16 protein-coding genes and 1 tRNA gene are annotated in these 22245 nt (G+C 74.0%); 4 read left to right on the forward strand and 13 right to left on the reverse strand.

The features are described from left to right. Window position 1: 1 nt before the first annotated feature. From JN535_RS05795 to JN535_RS05805, 3 genes are read right to left on the reverse strand one after another with little or no spacing between them, the layout of a single operon-like run. The gene (locus JN535_RS05795) at window positions 2-961 is read right to left on the reverse strand and encodes a carbohydrate ABC transporter permease (protein WP_205203571.1); all 960 of its coding nucleotides are present in this window, start codon (window positions 959-961) and stop codon (window positions 2-4) included. Further along, window positions 958-1947, reverse strand: a complete 990-nt coding sequence (locus JN535_RS05800) for a carbohydrate ABC transporter permease (protein ID WP_307868276.1) — start codon at window positions 1945-1947, stop codon at window positions 958-960. The genes JN535_RS05795 and JN535_RS05800 overlap by 4 nt, the downstream gene beginning before the upstream one ends. A gap of 1 nt (window position 1948) precedes the next feature. After that, window positions 1949-3337, reverse strand: a complete 1389-nt coding sequence (locus tag JN535_RS05805; RefSeq protein WP_205203573.1) for an extracellular solute-binding protein — start codon at window positions 3335-3337, stop codon at window positions 1949-1951. 246 nt (window positions 3338-3583) lie between these two features. On the opposite strand from JN535_RS05805, the gene JN535_RS05810 reads away from it, so the two are divergent. Next, window positions 3584-4711 (forward strand): hypothetical protein, encoded by a 1128-nt coding sequence (locus JN535_RS05810; protein ID WP_205203575.1) that lies wholly within the window; start codon window positions 3584-3586, stop codon window positions 4709-4711. 151 nt (window positions 4712-4862) lie between these two features. Here JN535_RS05810 and JN535_RS05815 read toward each other — a convergent pair whose 3' ends face one another. Further along, complete coding sequence (locus JN535_RS05815) at window positions 4863-8759, reverse strand: PQQ-dependent sugar dehydrogenase (RefSeq protein WP_240200669.1); 3897 nt, start codon at window positions 8757-8759, stop codon at window positions 4863-4865. 463 nt (window positions 8760-9222) lie between these two features. Here JN535_RS05815 and JN535_RS05820 point away from each other — a divergent pair, with 463 nt between their 5' ends. Continuing rightward, entirely contained in the window at window positions 9223-10704 is a 1482-nt protein-coding gene (locus JN535_RS05820; protein WP_205203577.1) for a hypothetical protein, read from the forward strand. Between the two features lie 23 nt (window positions 10705-10727). Here JN535_RS05820 and JN535_RS05825 read toward each other — a convergent pair whose 3' ends face one another. The 7 genes from JN535_RS05825 to JN535_RS05855 form a co-directional block, all read right to left on the reverse strand. After that, the gene (locus JN535_RS05825) at window positions 10728-11402 is read right to left on the reverse strand and encodes a response regulator (protein WP_205203579.1); all 675 of its coding nucleotides are present in this window, start codon (window positions 11400-11402) and stop codon (window positions 10728-10730) included. Then, complete coding sequence (locus JN535_RS05830; protein WP_205203581.1) at window positions 11399-12796, reverse strand: sensor histidine kinase; 1398 nt, start codon at window positions 12794-12796, stop codon at window positions 11399-11401. Before JN535_RS05830 ends, JN535_RS05825 begins: the two co-directional genes overlap by 4 nt. A 31-nt stretch (window positions 12797-12827) precedes the next feature. After that, window positions 12828-13646, reverse strand: a complete 819-nt coding sequence (locus tag JN535_RS05835) for a hypothetical protein (protein ID WP_205203583.1) — start codon at window positions 13644-13646, stop codon at window positions 12828-12830. A 1-nt stretch (window position 13647) separates the two neighbouring features. Further along, window positions 13648-14520 carry an ABC transporter permease subunit gene (locus tag JN535_RS05840; RefSeq protein ID WP_205203597.1) on the reverse strand — a complete coding sequence of 291 codons (873 nt, stop codon included), beginning with the start codon at window positions 14518-14520 and terminating at the stop codon, window positions 13648-13650. Next, window positions 14517-15275, reverse strand: a complete 759-nt coding sequence (locus JN535_RS05845) for an ABC transporter ATP-binding protein (RefSeq protein ID WP_205203606.1) — start codon at window positions 15273-15275, stop codon at window positions 14517-14519. The genes JN535_RS05840 and JN535_RS05845 overlap by 4 nt, the downstream gene beginning before the upstream one ends. A 351-nt stretch (window positions 15276-15626) precedes the next feature. Beyond that, window positions 15627-17435 carry an aa3-type cytochrome oxidase subunit I gene (gene ctaD, locus JN535_RS05850; RefSeq protein ID WP_205203614.1) on the reverse strand — a complete coding sequence of 603 codons (1809 nt, stop codon included), beginning with the start codon at window positions 17433-17435 and terminating at the stop codon, window positions 15627-15629. A 220-nt stretch (window positions 17436-17655) separates the two neighbouring features. Then, a tRNA-Leu gene (locus JN535_RS05855) sits at window positions 17656-17740 on the reverse strand. 197 nt (window positions 17741-17937) lie between these two features. Between JN535_RS05855 and JN535_RS05860 the strand changes: the two genes are divergently transcribed. Continuing rightward, on the forward strand, window positions 17938-19230 hold the full coding sequence (locus tag JN535_RS05860) for an AI-2E family transporter (protein ID WP_307868279.1): 1293 nt from the start codon (window positions 17938-17940) through the stop codon (window positions 19228-19230). A 40-nt stretch (window positions 19231-19270) separates the two neighbouring features. Here JN535_RS05860 and JN535_RS05865 read toward each other — a convergent pair whose 3' ends face one another. Then, complete coding sequence (locus tag JN535_RS05865) at window positions 19271-19573, reverse strand: DUF1905 domain-containing protein (RefSeq protein ID WP_205203616.1); 303 nt, start codon at window positions 19571-19573, stop codon at window positions 19271-19273. A 56-nt stretch (window positions 19574-19629) separates the two neighbouring features. Then, window positions 19630-20958: an APC family permease gene (locus JN535_RS05870; RefSeq protein ID WP_205203618.1), complete on the reverse strand. Its 1329-nt coding sequence runs from the start codon at window positions 20956-20958 to the stop codon at window positions 19630-19632. Between the two features lie 108 nt (window positions 20959-21066). Here JN535_RS05870 and ald point away from each other — a divergent pair, with 108 nt between their 5' ends. Then, window positions 21067-22182 carry an alanine dehydrogenase gene (gene ald, locus JN535_RS05875; protein WP_205203627.1) on the forward strand — a complete coding sequence of 372 codons (1116 nt, stop codon included), beginning with the start codon at window positions 21067-21069 and terminating at the stop codon, window positions 22180-22182. Window positions 22183-22245: the final 63 nt, after the last annotated feature.

The following is a 22245-nucleotide window of genomic DNA, read 5'->3' on the forward strand; positions in this document are numbered from 1 at the left end:
CTCAGCCCTTGCTCCCCGTCGTCGCCACCCCCTCGACGAAGTGCCGCTGGCCGAGGAAGAAGAGGAGGATCATCGGGAGCGTCGTGATGACGGAGGCCGTGACGACGACCTCCCACTGCGACTCGCCCCCGGGGCCGAACTGGTCGATGAGGGCCTTGAGCCCGCGCGGGATGGTGAACGTCGACGAGTCCTGCAGGTAGATGAGCGGGCGCATGAGGTCGGTCCACGCGGCCTGCGCCTCGAAGAGGAACGTGAGCACGAGGGCCGGCCGGCACAACGGCACGGCGATGCGCCAGAACATCTGCCAGTTGTTCGCCCCGTCGAGGCGAGCCGCCTCGAACGGCTCGCGCGGCAGCCCCAGGAAGAACTGCCGGAGCAGGAACACGTAGAACGCGCTCGCGAAGAGGTTGCCCGCCCACAGCGGCACGTTCGTGCCGACGAGGCCGAGCTGGTTCCAGATGAGGAACGTCGGGATCATCGTCACGGCGCCGGGCAGCATCATCGTCGCGAGGACGAGGCCGAACAGCGGGCCGCGACCGCGGAACCGGAAGAACGCGAAGCCCCACGCGACGAGCGCGCTCGAGACCGTGACGAGCCCCGCGGCCAGCACGGTGACGACGACGGTGTTGCCGAGCCACAGCGCGAGCGGCGCCTCCTGCCAGACGGTCACGTAGTTGTCGAGCGTGAACGTGCGCGGCACGAGCCGGTTGTCGAACACCTCGGCGCGCGGCTTGAACGACGCCGAGAGCAGCCACAGCAGCGGGTAGACGAACGCCACGGTGGCGAGCACGAGCGCGGCGACCACGACCGCACGGACCCACCGGCGGCGGGGGCCGCGGCCGCCCCGCGCCGCGCGCGACGGCGGGGGAGGGCCCTGCACCTCCGGGGTCCCGGCCGCAGGGTCGGTGGCGGCGCCCGGGCCGCTCACGGCGGGGCGCGGGAACGACGGCGCGGTGGTCATCGCTGCTCCCCCTCGTAGTAGACGAGGCGCCGGGACACGAGGAGCTGGACGAGCGTCACGAGCATGATGACGACGAACAGCAGCCACGCGAGCGCCGAGGCGTACCCCATGTGCAGCTCCTGGAACCCCTCCTGGAAGAGGTAGATGACGTAGAACAGCGCGGCGTCGTTGCGGTAGGTCGAGTTGCCCGCGCCGAAGTAGGCCGAGTACGCCTCCGTGAACATCTGGAAGCCCGCGATGGTGTTGACCACGACGACGAAGAAGAGCGCGCCGCTGATCATCGGGACGGTCACGGCGCGCGTGCGGCGCCAGAACCCGGCGCCGTCGACGCGCGCGGCGTCGTACAGGTCGTTCGGGACGTTGCGCAGCGCCGCGAGCAGGATGATGACGGCCGACCCGACGGTCCACAGGCTGATGAGCACGAGGCCGGGCTTGATCCAGCTCTGGTCCGTGGTCCACGACGGGCCCTGGATGCCGAACCACGACAGGACCTCGTTGACGATCCCGTACTGGCCGTTGAACAGCAGCAGGAGGAGCACGCCCACGGCGACCGGCGGCGTCATCTTGGGGATGAAGAACGCCGTCCGGAAGAACCCCGCGGACCGGCCCGCCTGGTTGAGCAGGAGGGCGAGCGCGAGCCCGACGACCGTGTACAGCGGCACCTGGACGACCGTGTACACGAGCGTGTTCCACAGCGAGAGCGCGACCTTCGGGTCCTGCGCCATCTCGCGGTAGTTCTCCAGCCCGACGAACGTCGGGTCGTTGATGACGTCGTAGTCGGTGAACGACAGGTAGGCGCTGTACACGATGGGCCACGCCGTGAAGACGAGGAAACCGACGATCCACGGGCTGATGAAGCGCAGCGCCGCATTGCGCTCGCGGCGCTCGGACGGGCTCGGCCGTCCCTTCCGTCGCCCGGTCGGCGTCGCGCGCGGTCCGCCCGCGGCCGGGGTGGGCAGGTTCGGCGCGACGTCCGCTGCCGCCACCTCAGCCCTCCTCGTCCCACTGGGCCCAGGCGTCGTCGAGCGCCTTCTGGGCCTCGTCCTGAGCCTGCGCGAGGGCGTCGGCGGGCTCCTGCTGGCCGTTGAGCACGCGGTTGACGGCGTCCTGCCACGCGGTCTCGAACTCGTTGTCCGCGGGGTTGGCGGGCAGCGCGAACGTCGCGTCGTTCGCCTCGTACATGGCGTCGATCGCGTCCTTCCACGGCTGCGGCGCGTCGTCCGGCACGAGGTCCTCGCGGATCTGCTCGTCCGCGTCCTCGTTGCCGGTGAGGACACCCGTGAACACGAGACCGTCCTGGGCGCGCGCGTCGGCACGCGCCTGCGCCGCCTGCACCCACGCGTCCGTCTCCGTCATGAGGCGCGCGAAGCGGCACGCCGCGGCGGGGTTCGCGCTCCCGCGCGGCACGGCCCAGGCCGAGCCCGACGCGAAGGCGATCGCGTCGCCGTCGGGAGTGCGCACGGCGTCGAACGCCATGGGCGCGTCGGGCGACGACTCGTTGAGCACGTTGATGTACCACTGCTCCATCGGCATCGCGCCGAGCACGCCCGTCGCGAACTGGTTGCCGGCGCCGAAGAAGTCCGCGGAGTCGCGGTACGTCTTGACCGCCGGGAACCCGCCCTGGGCGTCGTAGATGCCGACCGCCCACTCGAGCGACTCGACGACCTCGGGCGCGTCGAGCTGCGCCGTCCGGCCGTCCTCGGACAGCAGGTCCGCCCCGACCGACTTGGCCCACAGCGGCAGGAACTCCGGCAGCTTCGAGTCGAACCCGATGACGTTGAGCGTCCCGCCGTCGCTGCGCATCAGCGCCTCGTTCGCGGCGGTGACCGCGTCGCGGTCCGAGCCGTTCACGTCCTCGATCGTGAGCCCGGCCGCCGACAGCAGGTCGGCGTTCGCCATCGTCACCTGGACCTGGTTGAACTCGGGGATGCCGTACACGCTGCCGTCGAAGGTCACCTGCTCGACCGCCGTGTCGACGAACGCGTCCATGTCGACGCTCTCGGCGTCGACGCACTCGTCGAGCGGGAGGATCGCGTCGCGCGACGCGAACGTCCCGATCTGGTCGCGGTTGGCGTAGACGAGGTCGGGCGGGTTGCCGGACGCCACGGCCGAGAGGAAGGCCTGGATGTCGAGCTCGCCCTCGGACAGCCGCACGTCGACGCCCTCGAGGTCCTGCACGGCGCGGTCGTACCGGACCTCGCCGATCTCGTCGCCGGTGCCGAACCCCATGACCGAGAGCTCGCCGGACGGCGCCTCGTCGGCCGAGAAGTCGACGTCCGAGCCGTCGTCGCCCGTGCCCTGGGCGCAGCCCGTCAGGGCCAGGGCGGCCACCACCATGCTCGTTCCTGCGGCTGCCGCGCCGCGTCGGCGGACCATCATCTGCCTCCTCGTGGGAGCCACGGGGGACGGCAGGGGTGCGCGACGCCACCGTGGTGCTCGACGGCGTCGGCGGCTGGCTGCACCGACGCCGTCAGTGAAGCACCGGCTCTGCCCGCTCACACGTCGAGCCGGTTCTCCGGCGCGCCCGGCGTACCCGGCGCACCCGGCGCGGATCCTGCGGGCGTCCTGGGCCTCGCACCCGTGGGCGTGCGGGCAGCCGGGGCGCGCGGCAGCCTCGTTCCCGTGGCTGGCGAGGACAGGACGGCGGACGGGAGCCGGCGCGGCGCGCGGGCGGGCGCGCTCGTGGCACGCGCGCGTCGCACCGTGGCGACGGCGCAGCGGCAGTGGGTGCGCCACCCGCGGTGGTCGCTCGCGGTCAAGGGCGCGGTCGCCGCGGCCGTCGCGTGGTTCGTCGGCGTGCTCGCGCCCGAGCCCTTCTCCGACTACCCCTACTACGCGCCGCTGGGCGCCGTCGTCGCGACGACGAGCACGCTCGCCCGGTCGGTCCGCGAGTCCACGCAGGCGATCCTCGCGATCCTCGTCGGCGCGGCCATCGCGCGCGGCGTCGACCTCGTCCTCTCGCCGAGCGCGCTGTCCGTCGCGCTGGTCGTCGGCCTCGCGCTCCTGTGCTCGGGCTGGCGCCGGTTCGGCGAGATGGGCACGTGGGCCGTGACGTCGGCCCTGTTCGTCCTCATCATCGGCAACGCGGCCAAGGTCGAGTTCGTCGGAGCATACGCGGGGCTCGTCGTCGTCGGCGCGGCCATCGGGGTGGTGATCAACCTCCTGGTCCCGCCGCTGCCGCTCACCCCGACCGAGGAGGCGCTCGACGGGCTGCGCGACACGCTCGTCGACCAGGTCGAGGCGCTCGCGGACGGGCTCGACGGGGAACGGCCGCCGTCCGCGGAGGAGTGGGAGGAGCGCCGCCGTGAGGTGGCGCCCACGCTCGCCCGTGCGCGCGACGCGGTCTCGCGCACGCGCGAGGCGGCACGCGCCAACATCCGCCTGCGCCGCCACCGGGAGTGGGCCGTCTCGCAGGTGCGGCGCGCGCAGGAGCTCGAGGGCTCCGCGGACGTCGTCGAGTCGCTCGTCCGGCTCCTCGTCGAGTGGGAGCGCGAGGGGCGCGACGATCTCGCCCTCGGCGCCCGCCTGCGCCCGCTCGCGGCGCGCGCGCTCGACGCCTACACGGCCGCTCTGCGCTCGGTCGGCACCGAGCCCGCGGGCGAGGAGGAGCTGCGCACGCTCGCCGCCCGCGCGGAGGACCTGCGCAGGGCGGTCCGCGAGGCGCGGCGGGAGGTCGACGAGGACTACTTCGTCGCCGGCGCCGTGGTGCTCTCCCTCCGACGGGGTGCGGCGGTCCTCGCCACGACCTGATCGCGGTGCCGCGCCGGTGCGTCCGGGGCAGCTCCCGTGCCGCGGCCCAGCGCGCGCACGAGCCGCCCCGGTCCCGCCGGCTGGTCGGACGCAGCCGTCACGGGGCCGGGGCGGCTCACGCGGTCAGGAGGTGGCGCTCACGCGCAGGGGGTCACCCGCACGTGTGCGCGTCGTGCTCGACGACGACCTCGCTCGTCACCTCCTCGCCGTCGACCGACGCGGTCGCGGAGACCGTGACCTCGCCGGCGTCGACCGTCGTGGCACGCGTCGCGAACGACTGGTAGGCGGCCTTGCCGGGCTGGACGTCCGCGACCGTCCGTGACCCGAACGCGGTCGTGAGGGTGACGTCGGCGGGTACGTCGGACGCGTTCGTCGCCGCGACGGCGAGGTACGCCTTGCCGGCGAGGCACCGCGGCGAGACGGCGACGTCGAGCTCGACCCCGGCGGGTTCCGCGGCCGGCGTGACCACGAGGTCGCGCAGGCTGCCGGTGTTGTCGAACGAGCCGAAACCGACGCGGCCCTCGGCGAACGTCGTGTCGTTCGCCGTGAGGAGCGGGGTGTCGAGGCCGTCGAGGTACACGGCGATGTCGCCGCTGTCCGCGCAGCGCACGACGCGCACGTCGTGCCACTCCTCGTCGGTGACCGCCGGGGGAGCCCCGACCGCGCCGTCCCACTGGTCGTCGATCCGCTCCCGGTCCTTGCCGTCGACCTTGAAGATGCCGTTGTGGGCGTAGATCGTGTTGTCCTGCGAGAGGTGGGCGTAGTAGTACTGCGTGTCCGACTGCCAGCCGAACACCACGATCACGTCCCGGTTGTTCACCGACGCCGGGGCGTCGAGCCTGACCTCGGCGTCGAGCGCGAACGAGCCGAGCTCGGGACCCTCGGTGAGGACGGCGTACTCGAACGGGCGGCGGATGCCGTCGTTCGGGTTGTCGCCCGCCTGGGCGAGGACGACCGCGTCGCCGGGGAACTGCCACTTGGCCGGCGTCCGCGGCGCCCAGTGCTCGGCCGCCATGACGTCCGTGATCGGCTCGCCCGCCGGTGCGCACGACGGTGGTGCGGGAGGCTCGACCGGCTGCGCGCCGAAGAGCGCGTACTGCGCCGCGACCTGCTCGGGCGTCGGGACGACGTCGAGGAACATGAGGTCGTCCATGCGCCCGTGGAACGGGTTGGCCTCGCGCGTGTCCTGCGGGAAGCTGCCGCCGATCTTGAGGCCCGCCGGGTCGGTCGGGGAGGTGGCCCCGGCGCCCCACGGGTTCGAGGCCGTGTACTCGCCCTCGAGCTCCTCGCCGTTCATGTAGAGCTTCATCTCGCCGCCCGCGAAGTCGAACGTCGCCGCGAGGTGGACCCAGCGGTTGCGCTCGAGGATCTGGTCCCACGGCAGGTCGGCCGCGAACGTCCACGACCCCGCGCCGTCGACCCGGCGGCCGAGCGCGACGAGCTTGAGCTCGCCGTCGACCGTGATGACCTCGAGCAGCGCGCGCACGGCGTGGCCGTCCGAGGTCCCGGTGAGGACGCCCGCGAGCCCGATCGCGTTGTAGCGGTCGTCGGGGTTCGCGGTGCCCGAGTTGAGGGCCGGGTGCTCGCCGGTCGGCTTGAACCATCCCATGACGGAGATCTCGTCCGCCCCTGCGAAGGCGCCGAGCGAGTCCACGCCCGCGGGGTCGTAGACGCCCGCCTTCCAGTCGTCGTTCGACGCCGTGAGCGGGCTCATCTGCTGCGTCTGGAGCGCCTCGCCCGCACCGGGATAGGCCCGGTCGGCCACGCGCATCTCGACGCCGCCGTTGACGAGCTCGATGTTCGTGCCCGACCAGCCCTGGTCCGCCTCCCACGTCGGCGCACCCTGGACGGGGTGGTCGAAGTCGTAGTGCGCGACGAGGTTCGGGGCGAGCTCGGGCAGCGCGACGGGGGAGGAGTCCGTCACACGGCGAGCGCCGCTGACCTGCCAGATCTTCCCGTCGGCCTTCGAGATCAGGTACAGCTCGCCGTCGGCGTCGGACCCGAAGCGCAGGTCGACGCGCTGGTCGCCCACGAGCTCCTGGAACGTGGTCTCCTTCCCGTCGGCGAACACGCGCAGGTGCTCGATCTCGGCCAGGTCCGCGAGGTCGCCGTCGCCCCGCACCATCTCGTCCTGCTCGGTGGCGAGCACCCAGCCGCGCACGAGATCCGTGAAGAGGTAGCGCCCGCGCAGCTCGGGGATGTCGCCGCGGTAGACGAACCCGCCGTTGAGCGCGACGCCCGCGTCCCCGGTCTGGCCGGGGTCGCGGTTGTGGTCGTACGCAGCCACGGGGTAGGTGAACCCGTTCTCCGCGTCGTTCGGGGGCAGGGGGTAGATCTGCCGGTTGTCCGCGAGGAACGGTCCCTCACGCTCGGACCAGCCGAAGTTGTCGCCCGGCTCGACGGCGTAGACGGACTCGACCTGCCACTCGCCGATGTGCCCGAGGTACATCGTGTGGTCGCCCTCGGGGTCCCAGCTGATCCGGTGCGGGTCGCGCAGGCCCAGGGCGTAGATCTCCGGCAGCGCACCCGGGGTGTCCACGAACGGGTTGTCGGCCGGGATGCCGTAGCGGCCGTTCGCGGCGTCCGTGCCCAGCGGGTCGATGCGGAAGACCTTGCCCTGCGGCGTCGCGAGGTCCTGGGGGTTGCCGTTGCCGACGCCGTTGCCGCCGTCGCCCACGAGGACGTAGAGGTTGCCGTAGTCGGGGTCGCCCTCGGTCACCGTCGGGTTGAACGCGATCTGCTGCACCGTGTGCACGCGGCCGGCGAACGGCACGCGCAGGACCTCGCGGCTCGTGCCCTCGAAGACCGCGGCGGACGGGTCGGTCGCCTTCCACTCGGTGACGACGCTGTGGAACTGGGTGTTGCCGTACGCCGGGTAGTCCGGGGTGTCCTCCGTCAGCGCCGTGCCACCCTCCGTGTGCACCGTGTAGAACAGGCCGTTCTCGGCGAAGTCGGGGTGGAACTCCGCGGAGCCGAGACCCGTGCCCAGGCCCGCGCTGTTGTGGAAGTTGTCGAGGAACTGCTGGCGCACGTCGAGGTACGCCACGTACTCACCGCTGTCCTTGTCGACCGTGTAGAGCACCGCGTTGTTGTCCGGCACCATGAGGCGCCCCGAGCCGTCGGGGATCTCGTCGAGGTGCGTGATGCGGTTGTGGCGGACGAGGCGTGGGTCCTGGGTGGCCGGCGTCGTCTGCGACGCGGGGAGCTGGGCCAGCTCCGTCACCTCGATGCCGAGGGTCGACGGCGTCGGGTCGGGCAGCGGGTTGAGCAGCGGCTCGTTCGGTGTCGTGCCGCCGGCGGCGCAGTCGGCCGGGTTGCCCGTCGGGACGGCGAGGTTCTGCCCGGTCGTGTCGACCGCGACGTCGTCGAGCATGAGGCGCCCGGCGCTGCTCGCGCCGTTGATCCAGAAGAACCGGTCGAGCGCCGACGTGACGCCCTGGCGGAAGCCGAACTGCTGCTCGGTGCCCTCGGGCAGGCGCGTGATCTCCTCGTAGGGGCCGCCCTGGCTGTACACGCTGACCTTGTCCGTCGCGTTGTCCGCGACGATCCAGACGCACTGCCACGTGTCGCGCGACCAGACGCCCGCGGGCTTGAAGGCGCCGCCGTCGCGCACGAGCATGACGTCGTTGTTCTGGTTGTTCACGTACGCGCGGCTGTTCACGTAGTCGGACGGGGCGTCGACGTCGGTGATCCCGAACGACGTGTCGACGCTCCCCGTCCGCATGAAGCGGAAGAACACGGTCCCGGTCGTGCCGTCCGCGATGCCGGGGACGGCGCGGTGGGCCCGCTGACCGCCGCCGACCATCTCGAGCACCTGGTTGTTGCCGTTGAGCGGGTCGGCGATGACCCGGGCGGCCGACGAGGCGGACCAGCCGTCCTGGCCGTCGAGCGCGGTGCGCTGGTAGGACTCGAAGCTGAGGATCTCGCTGAACTCGTCCGCGGCCTCCTCCGCGGCCGCCGGTGGTCCGAGGAGGGTGCCCCCCAGGACGGCCGCGAGGGACAGGGCGAGCGCGGCCCTCCCTCGTCGGCTCGAATGCGTAGACGTCATCGTCTGCTCCGTTTCGTCGGGTGGTGCTGTCACGACGCTGGTTAGCGCTGTCATGTCTCCGACCCGCCGGCCGTCCGTCGCCGGGTCGGGGTCTCCTGCGCGCCGCCGGTTCCCCGCGGCCGCGTCGTTGCGGCGGGGTCCGCACGGGCCGCGCGCACGGTCGGTGGCGGCCCCCGGCCGCCGCGTCCTGCTCTCCTGTCCGGCTCGAGCTGCACGTCCGTGTGCGCGACACTCGCAGCGTAGGGAAGGCGCTTTCCGAGTGTCAAGAGACAGGCTCCGGCGCGTGCGAGCAGCTCGCCGGCCGAGACCGGCACCGCGCGCGCCGCGCGCCGGATCGTGGTCGTGCGGGCTCGCTCGCGCTCCGTACCGGTGGCGCCGGGTGACCCGTGGTGGGAGCATCGCGGACGTCGGTGACCTGACGCGAGGGGTGCTCGATGGACGGCTTCTGGGGACGGCATCGTCCATGGGCGGCGCACGACCGGGCACCACGCCGGGCACGACCGAGCGCGGTGTCCGGCGCCGCGACGAGGACGCGGTGATGGCGGACGAGGGCCAGGGTGCGCCGGGCGCCGGGACCACCGCCGGGGACGGTGACCTCGCGGCTCGGCTCGCGGCGCTCGAGCGCGAGAACCGGGAGCTGCGTCGTCGGCTCGAGGAGGGTCCGACGGCGGCCGGCGACGGGACGAGCGCGGAGCCGCCGACGCCCGGGCGCGGCCCGCGTCGGCGGGTGCGGGCCGTGGCGTGCGCGGTGCTCATCACCCTCGGTGCGCTGCTCGCCCCGCTCGGCGCGGTCTCGGCGTGGGCGCAGCGCGAGCTGACGGACACCAACCGGTACGTCGCGACCGTCGGTCCGCTCGCCGCGGACCCGGTCGTGCAGTCCGCGGTGGCGGGGCGGCTGACGGAGGTCGTCATGTCGCGCGTCGACGTCGGAGCGCTCGTGGACGACCTCGTCGGCGGGCTCGAGGAGCGTGACGTGCCGCCTCGTGCGACGCGAGCGCTGGCCGCGCTCGAGGCACCGCTCACGAGCGGCGTCGAGTCGCTCGTCCACGAGACCGCGACGCGGCTCGTGGAGAGCGACGAGTTCGAGGGCGCCTGGCTCCAGGCGAACCGCGTGGCGCACCAGCAGCTCGTCGCCGTCATGCGCGGCGAGGACGGCGACATCCTCCAGGTCGACGACGGCCGCCTCAGCATCCAGCTCTCGGGTCTCGTCGACCTCCTGAAGGAGCGGCTCGTCGACCGCGGGCTGGGCGTCGCCGCCCGCATCCCGTCCGTCGACGCGACGTTCACCATCGCCCAGTCCGCGGAGCTCGTCATGCTCCAGAACCGGTACGCGCAGATCGTGACCCTCACGACCTGGCTGCCGTGGGTCGTGATCGGGCTCCTCGCCGCCGGGGTCCTCGTCGCGAACCGCCGGTCGCGCGCGCTCGTCGTGGCGGGGCTGGCGCTCACCGGGGCGATGGTCGCGCTCGGCGTGGGGCTCGCGGTGGCGCGGGGGCTGTATCTCGGAGCGCTCTCGGGGCAGGTCGTGCGGCTGGACGCGGCAGAGGTCGTGTTCGACCAGGCGGTGGGGTACCTGCGTCTCACCGTGCGCACCGTCGGGGTGCTCGGCCTCGTCGTCGCGCTCGCCGCGTACCTCGGCGGGTCGAGCGCGTCCGCGCGCAGCCTGCGCTCCGGGTTGGGTCGGGCAGGTGCGGCCGTACGTGGATGGGGCGAGGGGCGTGGCGTCTCCGCGGGCCCGGTCGGCGACTGGCTCGGGCGGCACAAGGCCTTCGTCCGCGTGCTCGTCATCGGTGCCGCCGCCCTCGTGCTCCTGCTCGCGGGGTCGCTGACGCCGGGCCTCGTGGTCGGCGTCGCCCTCGTCGCGGGCCTCGTGCTCGTCGTCGTCGAGATCCTCGCCCGGCCGCCGGGCGCCGTCGCCCCGCCGTCGGGCGCGGACCCGGCCTGACGCCCGGCGTCGTGACCTGACGCTCAGGGACGCGAGCCGACGAGACCGCTCTCGTAGGCGACGATTACGGCCTGGACCCGGTCCCGCACCCCGAGCTTGGCGAGCAGGTTGCCCACGTGCGTCTTCACCGTCGTCGACGACAGCACGAGGCGCTCGGCGATCTCGGCGTTCGACAGACCCTCGGCCACGCACCGGAGCACGTCGAGCTCGCGCGGCGTGAGCGACCGCAGCCGGGGGTCGAGGCCGTCGTCGTCCAGGGGGCGGCCGTCGGTGGGAAGGTGGGGCGCGAAGAGGTCGAGCATGCGGCGCAGGACCCGCGGCGCGACCACCGAGCTCCCCGCCGCGACGGTGCGGATCGCCTCGACGAGGTCGTGCGGGCGGGCGTTCTTCAGCAGGAAGCCGCTCGCGCCCGAGCGCAGCGCGGCGAACGCGTACTCGTCCACGTCGAACGTGGTCAGCACGAGCACGCGCGTCCCGGGGTGCTCCGCGACGACGCGCCGGGTCGCCTCGATGCCGTCCATGCCCGGCATGCGGACGTCCATGACGACGACGTCGGGCGCGAGGGCGGCGACCTGGTCGAGCGCGACCCGCCCGTCGGACGCCTCGCCGACCACCTCGAGATCCGGTTCCGACTCGATCACGAGCCGGAAGCCCATGCGCAGGAGCGCCTGGTCGTCCACGAGCAGCACGGTCGTCACGCCAGCCCTCCCTCGTCCGCGCCCCACGGCAGCACGACGCGCACCGCCCAGCCACCCTCCGGCCGCGGCCCGGCCTCGACGCTGCCACCGAGCAGGGCCGCGCGCTCGCGCATGCCGAGGATGCCGCGGCCGGTCCCGCCGCCCGCGCCGGGCCGGATGCCACCGGCGTCGCGGACCTCGACCACGAGGACGTCCGCGCCGCGCCGGACATCGACCTGGGCCTCCGGCGTGCCGGGCGCGTGCCGCAGGACGTTCGTCAGCGCCTCCTGCACCACCCGCTCCACGGCGAGCCGCAGCGACGTGTCCGGCGGGAGCGGGAGGTCCAGGCCGGTCGCCGTCACCGGTACGCCTGCTGCGCGGAAGCGCGCGACCACGGTCGCGAGGTCCGTCCCGGTCGGCTCGGCGCGCCCGTCCAGGTCCTCGCCGTCGTCGCCGGGGTCGAGGGCGCCGAGCACGCGCTGCATGTCGGTCAGCGCGTCGCGCCCGGTCCGGGAGAGCTCCTGCAGCGCCTCGCGCGACCGGTCGGGGGCGCGGTCCAACGCGGCGCCCGCGCCGTCGGACAGGGCGACCATCACCGAGACGCTGTGCGCGACGACGTCGTGCATCTCCCGGGCGATGCGGGCGCGCTCGGCCGCGCGGGCGAGCGCCGCGCTCTGGTCGCGGTCCCGGGCCATGGCCCGGTAGCGCTCCGCCAGGTCCTCGGCGTGCAGCCGCCGGGCGCGGGCGCCCGAACCCGTGGCCATCCCGAGGAGCAGGAGCGCGAGCAGGAGGGAGACGGACGCGGACCGGCGGCCGGGGGAGAAGGGCGGCTCGGCGAGGTCGCGCACCGGGTCGCCGTCGGGCGTCACGATCGGGTCGCTCCAGAGCAGGATCTCGGCGAGCCCGATGTCCTGCCACCGCCACAGCGCGACGGTCACGACGACGACCACCGCCGTGCACGTGAGCCACGCCGTGCGCGGCGGCCGGGAGGCCGCCACGGTGTGCACGGCGCACGCGAGGCACACGCCGAGCACGCCCAGCACGCCCGCGGTCGCGAGCGACGCCACCGCGAGCGCCGTGAGCGCGGTCGTCACCGCCAGGGGTCGCGCGCGACGGACGAGCAGGAGCGCCGCCCCCAGCACGGCGCCGACGAGCCAGGCGGTCACCACGACCTGGGCGACGGGCTCGTCGGGGCGGAAGAGCCCGAGACCGGTCGACCCCTCGACCGTCGCGAGACCGAGGACCGCGGTGACGAGCCCGAGCGCCACGACACCGACGGCGAGCGCGGCGTCCGCGGCCCGCGGGTGGTCCGCGAGCAGCCGGCCGACCGGCCCGCGCCGCCGGACGTCCGGCGTGGTGAGGGCGACGTCGTCGGTCGTCCCGCGCGCGGTCAGGGCGGCGGACGTCGAGAACATGGCCCCACTCTCCCATCCGTCCCGGTCCACGTCAGGTGACGTCATGGCGACGCAGGCGGATCCCCGCCGCGACGAGCAGCGCCGCGGCCCACGCGGCGAGCACGAGGCCGGCGACCCACGGATCGAGGTGCGGGCCCAGGGTGGTCGCGTCGAGGGCGGCGAGCCGGTCGTCGTCCTGGAGGAGCCGCGCCCCCGCTCCCGGCAGGAGGGTGCGCGCCGTGTCCGCGAACCGGCCCGGGTTCGTGGCGAGCAGGTGGTCGAGCACGACGAGCAGCAGCACGCCGGAGACGAGCGCGGCGTCGGGCCGGCGCAGCAGGACCCCGAGGCCCAGCCCGACGAGCGCGACGCCGGTCTGGTAGAGCACGAAGCCCGCGAGGAGGCGCACCGTCTCGGGGTCCGCGACGTCCAGCACGAGCCCTGCGTCCGTGCGCTGCCCGGCGGTCGCCGCGAGCGCCGCGCCCAGCGCGACCACCGCCGTGGACACGGCGAGCGCGGTCGTGACGAGTGCCTGGGCCGCGAGCACGGGAGTCCGGCGCGGCACGGCGGCGAAGGTCACGCGCGCCGTGCCGGTGCGGAACTCGCCGGCGCCGGTGGTCGCGCCCAGGACGAGGAACCCGAGCTGGGCGAGCACGTACCCGGCGACGGCCGCGGGCGCGCCCGACGCCCCGGCGTCGGGGCGGGCGAAGGGGCCGAGCGCCCAGGCCGTCCCCGCGGCGGCGACGACGGTCGCCAGGGCGAGCCAGCCGGTCGAGCGCAGGCTCGTGGGCTTGTCCCACTCCGCGGCGAGCACCCGGGGCAGGGTGACCTGCCGGCGGTCCAGCGCGGACGCCGCGAGGGACGTCGCCGCCACGTCAGACCACGTCCCGGGTGCGCAGGCGGACGGCGGCGAGGGCGAGCGGCACGACGACCCACGCCGCCAGGACGACGCCTCCGCCGACGGCGCCCAGGTCGGGCGCGCCCTCGACGGCGCCCTCGCCCGTGAGCAGGGAGGCCGCCCCGGTGGGCAGGAACGCGACGACGGTGTTCACCGCGGCCTGCGCGGACGAGACGTCCGCCGAGGCCGCGAGCGGGTCGCCCGACAGGTCGGCCGCGAGCACGAGCGCGACCGGCAGGACCAGGACGACGAGCACCGCCGCGGTCACCGCGGGGACCGGGCGCCGCACGAGCGCGCCGATCGCGAGGCCGAGCAGGGCCATGCCGGCGAGGAGGAGCGTCATCCCGGCGAGGACCTGGGGCGTGCTGTCGCCGACGAGGTCGAGCGCGATGCCGCGCGAGCGGGCCGAGGGCAGCAGCGCGAGCACCGCCGCCGCGACCGCGAGCACCGCGGTGACCAGCGCGAACGCGGCGGTCGCGACGGCCTGCGCCACGAGCACGGGCCAGCGCCGCGGCTCCGCGACGAACGTCGTGCGGAACGTGCCGGTGCTGTACTCGCCCGTCCCGACGAGGACACCCAGGACGAGCGGCGGCACCTGGGCGAGCAGGAGACCCGACGTGAGGGACCCGAGCGGGTCGAACCCCGGGTCCACGGACGACGCCTGCGCCGAGAGGGAGGTCAGGACACCCGAGACGGCGACGGTGAGCGCGGCCGCCCACCAGGACGAGCGCAGGCTCGTCAGCTTGGTCCACTCCGCGACGACGGCGCGGGGGAGCGTCGGGCCCCCGGCGCTCGCGGGCCGCGACCCCGCCGGGTGCGCGCGCCGCGCGGAGGCCGTCGTGGCGGTCATCGGGCACCTCCGGCGGACGTCAGGCCGGTCTCTCCGGTGGTGCGGCCCCGGTACTGGACGGCGTCGGCGGTGAGCCGCAGGTACGCGTCCTCGAGCGAGCCCGCCTCGCCCGCGAGCTCCTGCACCGGCGCGTCGGCGAGCAGCTGGCCCTGGCCGATGACGACGACGCGGTCGGCGCACAGCGCGAGCTCGTGCATGAGGTGCGACGACAGCAGCACCGTGCGGCCCTCGGCCGCGAGGCCGCGCACGAGCCCGCGCACCCAGAGCACGCCGTCCGGGTCGAGGCCGTTGACGGGCTCGTCGAGGATGAGCGTGCCCGGGTCGCCGAGCAGGGCGCCCGCGATGCCGAGGCGCTGGCCCATCCCGAGCGAGAACGTGCCCGCGCGCCGCCCCGCGACGCTCTCGAGGCCGGTCATCCCGATCACCTCGTCCACGCGCGCCCGCCCGATCCCGTGCGTGCGGGCGAGCGCCGTCAGGTGCCGGAACGCGGTGCGGCCCGGGTGCACGGAGCGGGCGTCGAGCATGACCCCGACGGCGCGGAGCGGCGCCGGGAGGTCGGCGTATCGGCGGCCGTCGACGGTCGCGGTGCCCGACGTCGGGCGCTCGAGCCCGACGACGACGCGCATCGTCGTCGACTTCCCCGCCCCGTTCGGGCCGAGGAAGCCCGTCACGGTGCCGGGCCGCGCGGTGAACGTGAGCCCGTCCACCGCCGTCGTCGGTCCGTAGCGCTTGGTCAGCGCCTCGACCTGGATCATGCGTCCTCCCGTCGTCCGGGGCGCCCGGTCCTCGGGCACCTCGTCGACGACGCTACGGACGCGGCCCTGGCGTCGGCTCGGGCCGTCGGCCGAGATCGGCGGTCGCGCGACCTCCTCCTCGAGGAGGATGCGGTCCTGCCCGGGGCGGAGGCCGGCGCGACCGCACGAGCGCGCGTCACCCTGGGCGCGCGCTCGGAGCCGCCGGGGGGCGCGATAGGCTGGGCGCCATGCTTCCGGCGTGAGAGCGCCGGCGGGATCCGAACGAGACAGCGGATCGAGAAGCCCCGTCGCTCCACACGGCGGGGCTTCTTGCTGCCCGGTGCGCGTCCCGGGCGGGCACGACGGCGGTCGTCACGCCGACGCGTCGGGCGTGTCGTCGTCCTGGACGTGGGTCGTCGACGACTCCTGGCGCCGCGGACGGCCCTGGCGGTGGTCCTTCGCGAGCGAGCCCTGACCGCGGCGGTCGGCCTCCCCGAACACCTGCTCGAGAGGACCGGGGTCGGTCTCGCGGTGCTCCATGGCGATGACCTCGGGGTGGTGCAGGTCGAACGCGGGCGACTCGGAACGGATACGAGGCAGGGACTCGAAGTTGTGCCGCGGGGGCGGGCTCGACGTCGCCCACTCGAGCGAGCGCCCGTACCCCCAGGGGTCGTCCACGAGGACCCGGGGGGCGTTCCGCCAGGTGGTGTACACGTTCCACAGGAAGGGCAGCGTCGACGCGCCGAGGAGGAAGGCGCCGACCGTGGAGACCTGGTGCTCCCAGGTGAACCCGTCGCTGGGCGCGTAGTCGGCGTAGCGGCGCGGCATGCCCTCGACGCCGAGCCAGTGGTGGACGAGGAACGTCAGGTGGAAGCCGACGAACAGCATCCAGAAGTGGATCTTGCCCCAGCGCTCGTCGAGCCTGCGGCCGGTGAGCTTGGGCCACCAGAAGTAGAAGCCCGCGAACATCGCGAAGACGACGGTCCCGAAGACGACGTAGTGGAAGTGCGCCACGACGAAGTACGAGTCGTGCACGTGGAAGTCGAGCGCGGGGCTCGCCAGGACGATCCCGGTGAGCCCGCCGAACAGGAACGTCACCAGGAAGCCGACGGCCCAGAGCATCGGTGTCTCGAACGTGAGCTTGCCGCGCCACATCGTCCCGATCCAGTTGAAGAACTTCACTCCCGTGGGCACGGCGATGAGCATCGTCATGAGCGCGAAGAACGGCAGCAGCACGGCTCCCGTCGCATACATGTGGTGGGCCCAGACGGTCATCGACAGCGCGGCGATCGCGATCGTCGCGTACACGATGCCCTTGTAGCCGAAGAGCGGCTTGCGGCTGAACACGGGAAGGATCTCGGTGATGATGCCGAAGAACGGCAGCGCGATCACGTACACCTCGGGATGGCCGAAGAACCAGAAGAGGTGCTGCCAGAGCAGCGCCCCGCCGTTCGAGGGGTCGTAGATCTGGGCGCCGAGACGTCGGTCCGCCCCGAGCGCCAGCAGGGCCGCGGCCAGGACCGGGAACGCCATGAGGACGAGCAGGCTCGTGATGAGGGTGTTCCACGTGAAGACCGGCATCCGGAACATCGTCATGCCGGGCGCGCGCATGGTGATGATCGTCGTGACGAAGTTCACCGCGCCCAGGATCGTCCCGAACCCCGCCATCGCGAGCCCGAGGACCCACAGGTCGCCGCCGACCTCGGGACTGAACGTCTCGCGCGACAACGGCGTGTAGGCGGTCCACCCGAACGATGCGGCGCCGTGGCTGGTGAAGAACCCGCTCACGGTGATCACGCCCCCGAACAGGAACAACCAGAAGGACAGCATGTTCAGGCGCGGGAACGCCACGTCGGGCGCCCCGATCTGCAGCGGCATCAGCACGTTGGCGAACCCCGCGAAGAGGGGGGTGGCGAACAGGAGCATCATGATCGTGCCGTGCATCGTGAACAGCTGGTTGTACTGCTCCTTGCTCTGCACGATCTGGATCCCCGGCTCGAACAGCTCGGCCCGGACGACGAGGGCCATGAGGCCACCGACGAGGAAGAAGGCGAACGACGCGACGAGGTACATGCGGCCGATCGTCTTGTGGTCGGTCGTGGTGACCCAGCGGAGCAGCGCCCGAGCGAGGCCCTCGCGGGTGGGAGCGGTCGGGCGGGCCGGTGCAGAGACGTCGAGCACGACGCACCTCCGGTGGAGACCGAGGGAGCGCGCCTGCTTCACGCCGTGCCGTCGTCGTCGGCGGCACGCCCAGCCTACGACCGCGGTCCGCCCCGGTGCCAGGCAGGGCCGGGGAGGGCGGTGCCGACGCGGGCGCGTGCGGCACGGACTGCGCCCGCCGGACGTGCGGACGACGAAAACCCCCGACCCGCATCTCTGCAGGCCGGGGGCATCTTCTCGGTGTCCGGAGGGGGACTTGAACCCCCACGCCCGATAAAGGGCACTAGCACCTCAAGCTAGCGCGTCTGCCATTCCGCCACCCGGACGAGTGGACCTTCCCGGCGTTTCCGCCGTTCCGGTGCGGGGAAAAACATAGCACGGTTCGGGCGTGGTCCTCACATCGCGGTCGGCGGTCGGCGCCGGGTGGGGAACGGGACGACGACCCCGGGTGCGGCGCCCGGCGGAGGGGGACGACCTGGGGCACACTGGGCGGGATGGTGGCCACGACCGGGTGGAGGCACGTGTGACGGACGAGCAGCGACCGGCGACAGCGGTGCCCACCCCGCGACCGGGCTCCGGCTCCGACCGCTCGGCGGCGTCGGTCAAGCATCTCGCGGGGGCGTCGAGCGCGGCGCGCAAGGTCGCGGGGGCGCGACGCAACCCGTCGGTCGTCGGGTACGACGAGTCGGTGCCCGCGTGGCTCCGCACGACGGCGGGCTGGTCGTGGCGACTGCTCATGATCGTCGCGGCCGTCGCGCTCATCTTCTTCGCGACCGCGCAGGTGCAGCTCGTCTTCGTGGCGGTCTTCCTCGCGCTCGTCATCACGTCGGTCCTGCGACCCGTGACCGACTTCTACGCCAGGGTCATGCCGCGAGGCCTCGCGACGGGACTCGCCATCCTCACGGCGCTGCTGTTCATCGCGGGCCTGCTGACCTACGTGATCACGTCGGTCGCCGGGCAGTGGCAGAGCCTCGCCGAGCAGTTCGACCAGGGCATCGAGCAGATCTTCGACTTCCTCGAGAACGGCCCGCTGCCGGTCACGATCACGGCGGACGACGTCAACGGGTGGATCGACAACGGCCGGCAGTGGCTCTCCGAGCACGGTGGCGACATCGCGAGCCAGGCGGCCGCGAGCGCCGGTTCGGTCTTCGAGGCCTTCGCGGCGATCGCGCTCGCGATCTTCTGCACGGTGTTCTTCCTCGCCAAGGGCAAGGACATGTGGACCTGGTTCCTCAACCAGCTCCCGTCGCGCTCGCGCGACAGCTGGAAGATCGCGGGCGGAGCGGGCTGGTACACCTTCTCCGGCTACGCGCGGGGCACCGTGATCATCGCCCTGGTCGACGGCATCCTCGCGGGCATCTTCCTCGGGATCCTGGGCGTGCCGCTCGCCGCGCCGCTCGCGGTGCTCGTCTTCATCGGTGCGTTCATCCCCATCATCGGCGCGCCGCTCGCGATGATCATCGCGGCGATCGTCGCCCTGGCGGCCAAGGGCATCGTCATCGCGCTCGTCGTGACGATCGGCATCGCGCTCATCGGGCAGTTCGAGGGTCACATCCTCCAGCCGCTCGTCATGGGCAAGCAGGTGTCGCTCCACCCGGTCGTCGTGGCGATCGCGGTGACCGCGGGGACGCTCCTCGCGGGGATCCTCGGCGCCGTCGTCTCCGTGCCGCTCGTCGCCGTGGCGTGGTCCGTGTTCTCGAAGCTGCGGCACAAGGACCCCCCGATGGAGGAGGACGTCCCGACCGCCAAGGAGATCGCGCTCGGCGAGGTCGTGCCGAGGTCGCCGGGTCGTACCGCCGACGACGCGGCCGGCTGAGCCGGGACGGCCGCCCGGCGGAACCGGGCGACGATCCGCCTCAGCGCGGGACGGCCGAGACCTCCGCGGCGAGCCGCACGGAGACGTGCACGGTGTCCCCGACGCCCTTGCCGGTCGCGGCGCGCACCGACCGCAGCACCGCGAGGAGGTGGGGGCCTCCGTAGGCGACGAGCGACGCGTGGTACGCCACGTCGTCCACCTGGGCGAGCACCGGGACGCGGCCGCGCGTGCCGAACAGGTCGACGGCGTCGTAGGGGAGCGCCACGAAGGCTCCCGAACGGGTCCCCGCGGCGATCACGACGGCGTCGAACTCGACCGGGCCCGGGTCCGTCCACGTGGGCATGGCGTCGACCGTAGCGGACCGCCCGGGCGCGGGGAACGACCCGCGGCGGGCGAATCTCACGGCGTGGGACGGCGCTTCGCGACGGCTACCCCGATCGCGGCGAGGGCGAGCACCCCGGGCGCGACGAGCGACGCGCCGGCGAGGACGAGCAGCACGCCGGTGAGCGCGGTCGCGACGGCCGCCAGCCACCAGCCCGCGCTCCGGCGCGGGAGCAGGCGCAGGGCGGCGACCATGCCGAGCGCGTACACCGCCACCATCGAGCTCGTGTGCACGCGCACGAACGGCTCGAGGTCGAGACCGGTGCCGACGAGGACCGCGAGGTACGTCGCGCTGAGCACGAGGGTGACGGCGAGCGCACGCCGCGGGACGCCCGCGCGGCCGGAGAGCGCGGCGAGCGCGCGCGGCAGGTCGCCGTCCCGCGCGAGCGCCTGGCCGAGGTTCGCGAACGCCGCGAGGTAAGCGGTCAGCACGCCCGACGTCACGATCGCCGCCACGACGCCCACGACCACGGGCCCGGCGGCGGGCGCGCCCGTGCGGGCCAGGTCGAGCAGCGCGACCGTGCCGGAGCCGGCCTCGGTCCCGAGGACCCCGACGGTCGTCACCTGCAGGGCGAGGTAGGCGACCCCGACGACGACGAGCGCGACGCCCGTCGCCGCGGGGATCGTGCGGCGCGGGTCGCGGAAGTCGGCCGAGACGTGCGTGCCGACCTCCCAGCCCGCGAACGCCCAGACGAAGAGGCTCACCGCGGAGCCGACGCCCGACCAGCCCTCGCTGAGGAACGGCGTGAACCGCTCGGCGCTCGCGGCGGGTGCCGCCACCGCGACCACCACGACGACGGCGGCGAGCAGGAGGGACGTGAGCCCGAGCTGGACGGCCCCCGCGACGCGGACGCCGAGCCACACGGCGACCGCCGGCACGACGACGAGCGCGACGGCCACGACGGGGACCGCCGCGCGGTCCGCCCCCACGACCGCGACGACGTACTCCGCCCCGAGCACCGCCACGACGGGCACGCCGACGCACACGCCGAGGAAGAACCAGTAGCCCGTGGCGCGCGCCGCCGTCGGGCCGAGTGCCGAGCGCACCGCGCTCGCGACGCCGCCCCGGTCGGGGTGCCGTGCGGCCAGCGCCGCGAACGTGCCCGCGAGGGGCACGCTCGCGACGAGCACCAGGGCGACCGCGAGGACGGACGCGGGGCCCGCGACGCGCGTGGCCAGCCCGGGCAGCGCGAGGACGCCGGTGCCGAGCACGCTCGCGACGTAGAGGGCGCTGCCACGGGCGATCCCGAGCGCGCCCGGTGGAGCGTGCCGGTCCGGCGAGGAGCCCGCGGGCGCGGCCGGCGCCGGGGCGGGGCGGGCGGGGGCGAGCGGGGTCGGGGTGTCCACGCGCCCACCCTGGCAGCCTGCTCCCACGGCAACGAGTGGCGGAAAGGACGCCGATGCACAAGATCCTGCCACCCTGCGGAGGGCGGCCCCCTGCGGCCACACTGGACCATGAAGATCGGGATACCCACCGAGGTCAAGAACCACGAGGACCGCGTCGCGCTCACGCCCGCCGGCGCCCACCACCTCGTGCGCGCCGGGCACGACGTGCTCGTCCAGTCCGGGGCCGGGACCGGCTCCCACCTGTCGGACGCCGAGTTCGAGAGCGCGGGCGCGCGGGTCGTGCCGACGGCTGAGGAGGTGTGGGGCGAGGCGGAGCTCGTGTGCAAGGTCAAGGAACCGGTCGCGAGCGAGTACCCGCTCCTGCGCGACGACCTCCTGCTCTTCGCCTACCTCCACCTCGCCGCGGACGCGGCGTGCACGCGGGCCCTCCTCGACGCCGGCACGACGGCCGTCGCGTACGAGACGGCGCGGGCCCCGGACGGGACGCTTCCCCTGCTCGCCCCCATGAGCGAGGTCGCGGGGCGCATGGCGACCCAGGTCGGTGCGTGGCTCCTCCAGCGGCCCGCGGGCGGCCGGGGCGTCCTCCTGGGCGGGGTGCCGGGGACGCGCCCAGGACGCGTCGTCGTGCTCGGGGGCGGGACCGTGGGCCGCAACGCGGCCGAGATCGCCGTCGGCATGCGCGCCGAGGTCACCGTGGTCGACCTGTCGCTGCCCGTGCTGCGCGCCGTCGACCAGGAGTTCTCCGGCCACGTGCGGACCGTCGTGTCCAGCGCCTACGCGATCGAGCGCGAGGTGCTCGAGGCCGACCTCGTCGTCGGTGCCGTGCTCGTCGCCGGGGCGCGCGCCCCGCGCCTCGTCACCGACGACCTCGTCGCGCGCATGCGCCCGGGCGCCGTCCTCGTCGACGTCGCCGTCGACCAGGGCGGGTGCTTCGAGGGCTCACGACCCACCACCCACGACGACCCGACCTTCGCCGTGCACGACACGACCTACTACTGCGTCGCGAACATGCCCGGCGCGGTCCCCGTCACGAGCACGCTCGCCCTCACGAGCGCGACCCTGCCCTACCTCGCGGCGCTCGCGGACGGAGGCGTGGACGCGGTGCGGGACGTCCCGATCCTCCGGTCGGGGGCGTCCACCCACCGCGGCGTCCTCCTCAACGAGGCGGTCGCGGCGGCGCACGACCTGCCGTGGACGCCCGCGGAGCACGTGCTACGTCCTTGAGCCGCCGTGCCGCGACCCCACCCGCGCCCGTGGAGGTCGGGGCGCGGTGCCGTCGCGGGACGT

It is taken from the genome of Cellulosimicrobium cellulans (genome assembly GCF_016921195.1).
GTDB lineage: Bacteria > Actinomycetota > Actinomycetes > Actinomycetales > Cellulomonadaceae > Cellulosimicrobium > Cellulosimicrobium cellulans_F.

What these genes read in the sequence shown, in the direction of transcription:
- JN535_RS05830 (WP_205203581.1), bottom strand. Translation starts at nt 12,796, where the DNA reads ATGTTCTCGACGTCCGCCGCCCTGACCGCGCGCGGGACGACCGACGAC.
- JN535_RS05795 (WP_205203571.1), bottom strand. Translation starts at nt 961, where the DNA reads ATGACCACCGCGCCGTCGTTCCCGCGCCCCGCCGTGAGCGGCCCGGGC.
- JN535_RS05865 (WP_205203616.1), bottom strand. Translation starts at nt 19,573, where the DNA reads ATGCCCACGTGGACGGACCCGGGCCCGGTCGAGTTCGACGCCGTCGTG.
- JN535_RS05820 (WP_205203577.1), top strand. Translation starts at nt 9,223, where the DNA reads ATGGGCGGCGCACGACCGGGCACCACGCCGGGCACGACCGAGCGCGGT.
- JN535_RS05815 (WP_240200669.1), bottom strand. Translation starts at nt 8,759, where the DNA reads ATGACGTCTACGCATTCGAGCCGACGAGGGAGGGCCGCGCTCGCCCTG.
- JN535_RS05805 (WP_205203573.1), bottom strand. Translation starts at nt 3,337, where the DNA reads ATGGTCCGCCGACGCGGCGCGGCAGCCGCAGGAACGAGCATGGTGGTG.
- ald (WP_205203627.1), top strand. Translation starts at nt 21,067, where the DNA reads ATGAAGATCGGGATACCCACCGAGGTCAAGAACCACGAGGACCGCGTC.
- JN535_RS05845 (WP_205203606.1), bottom strand. Translation starts at nt 15,275, where the DNA reads ATGATCCAGGTCGAGGCGCTGACCAAGCGCTACGGACCGACGACGGCG.
- JN535_RS05840 (WP_205203597.1), bottom strand. Translation starts at nt 14,520, where the DNA reads ATGACCGCCACGACGGCCTCCGCGCGGCGCGCGCACCCGGCGGGGTCG.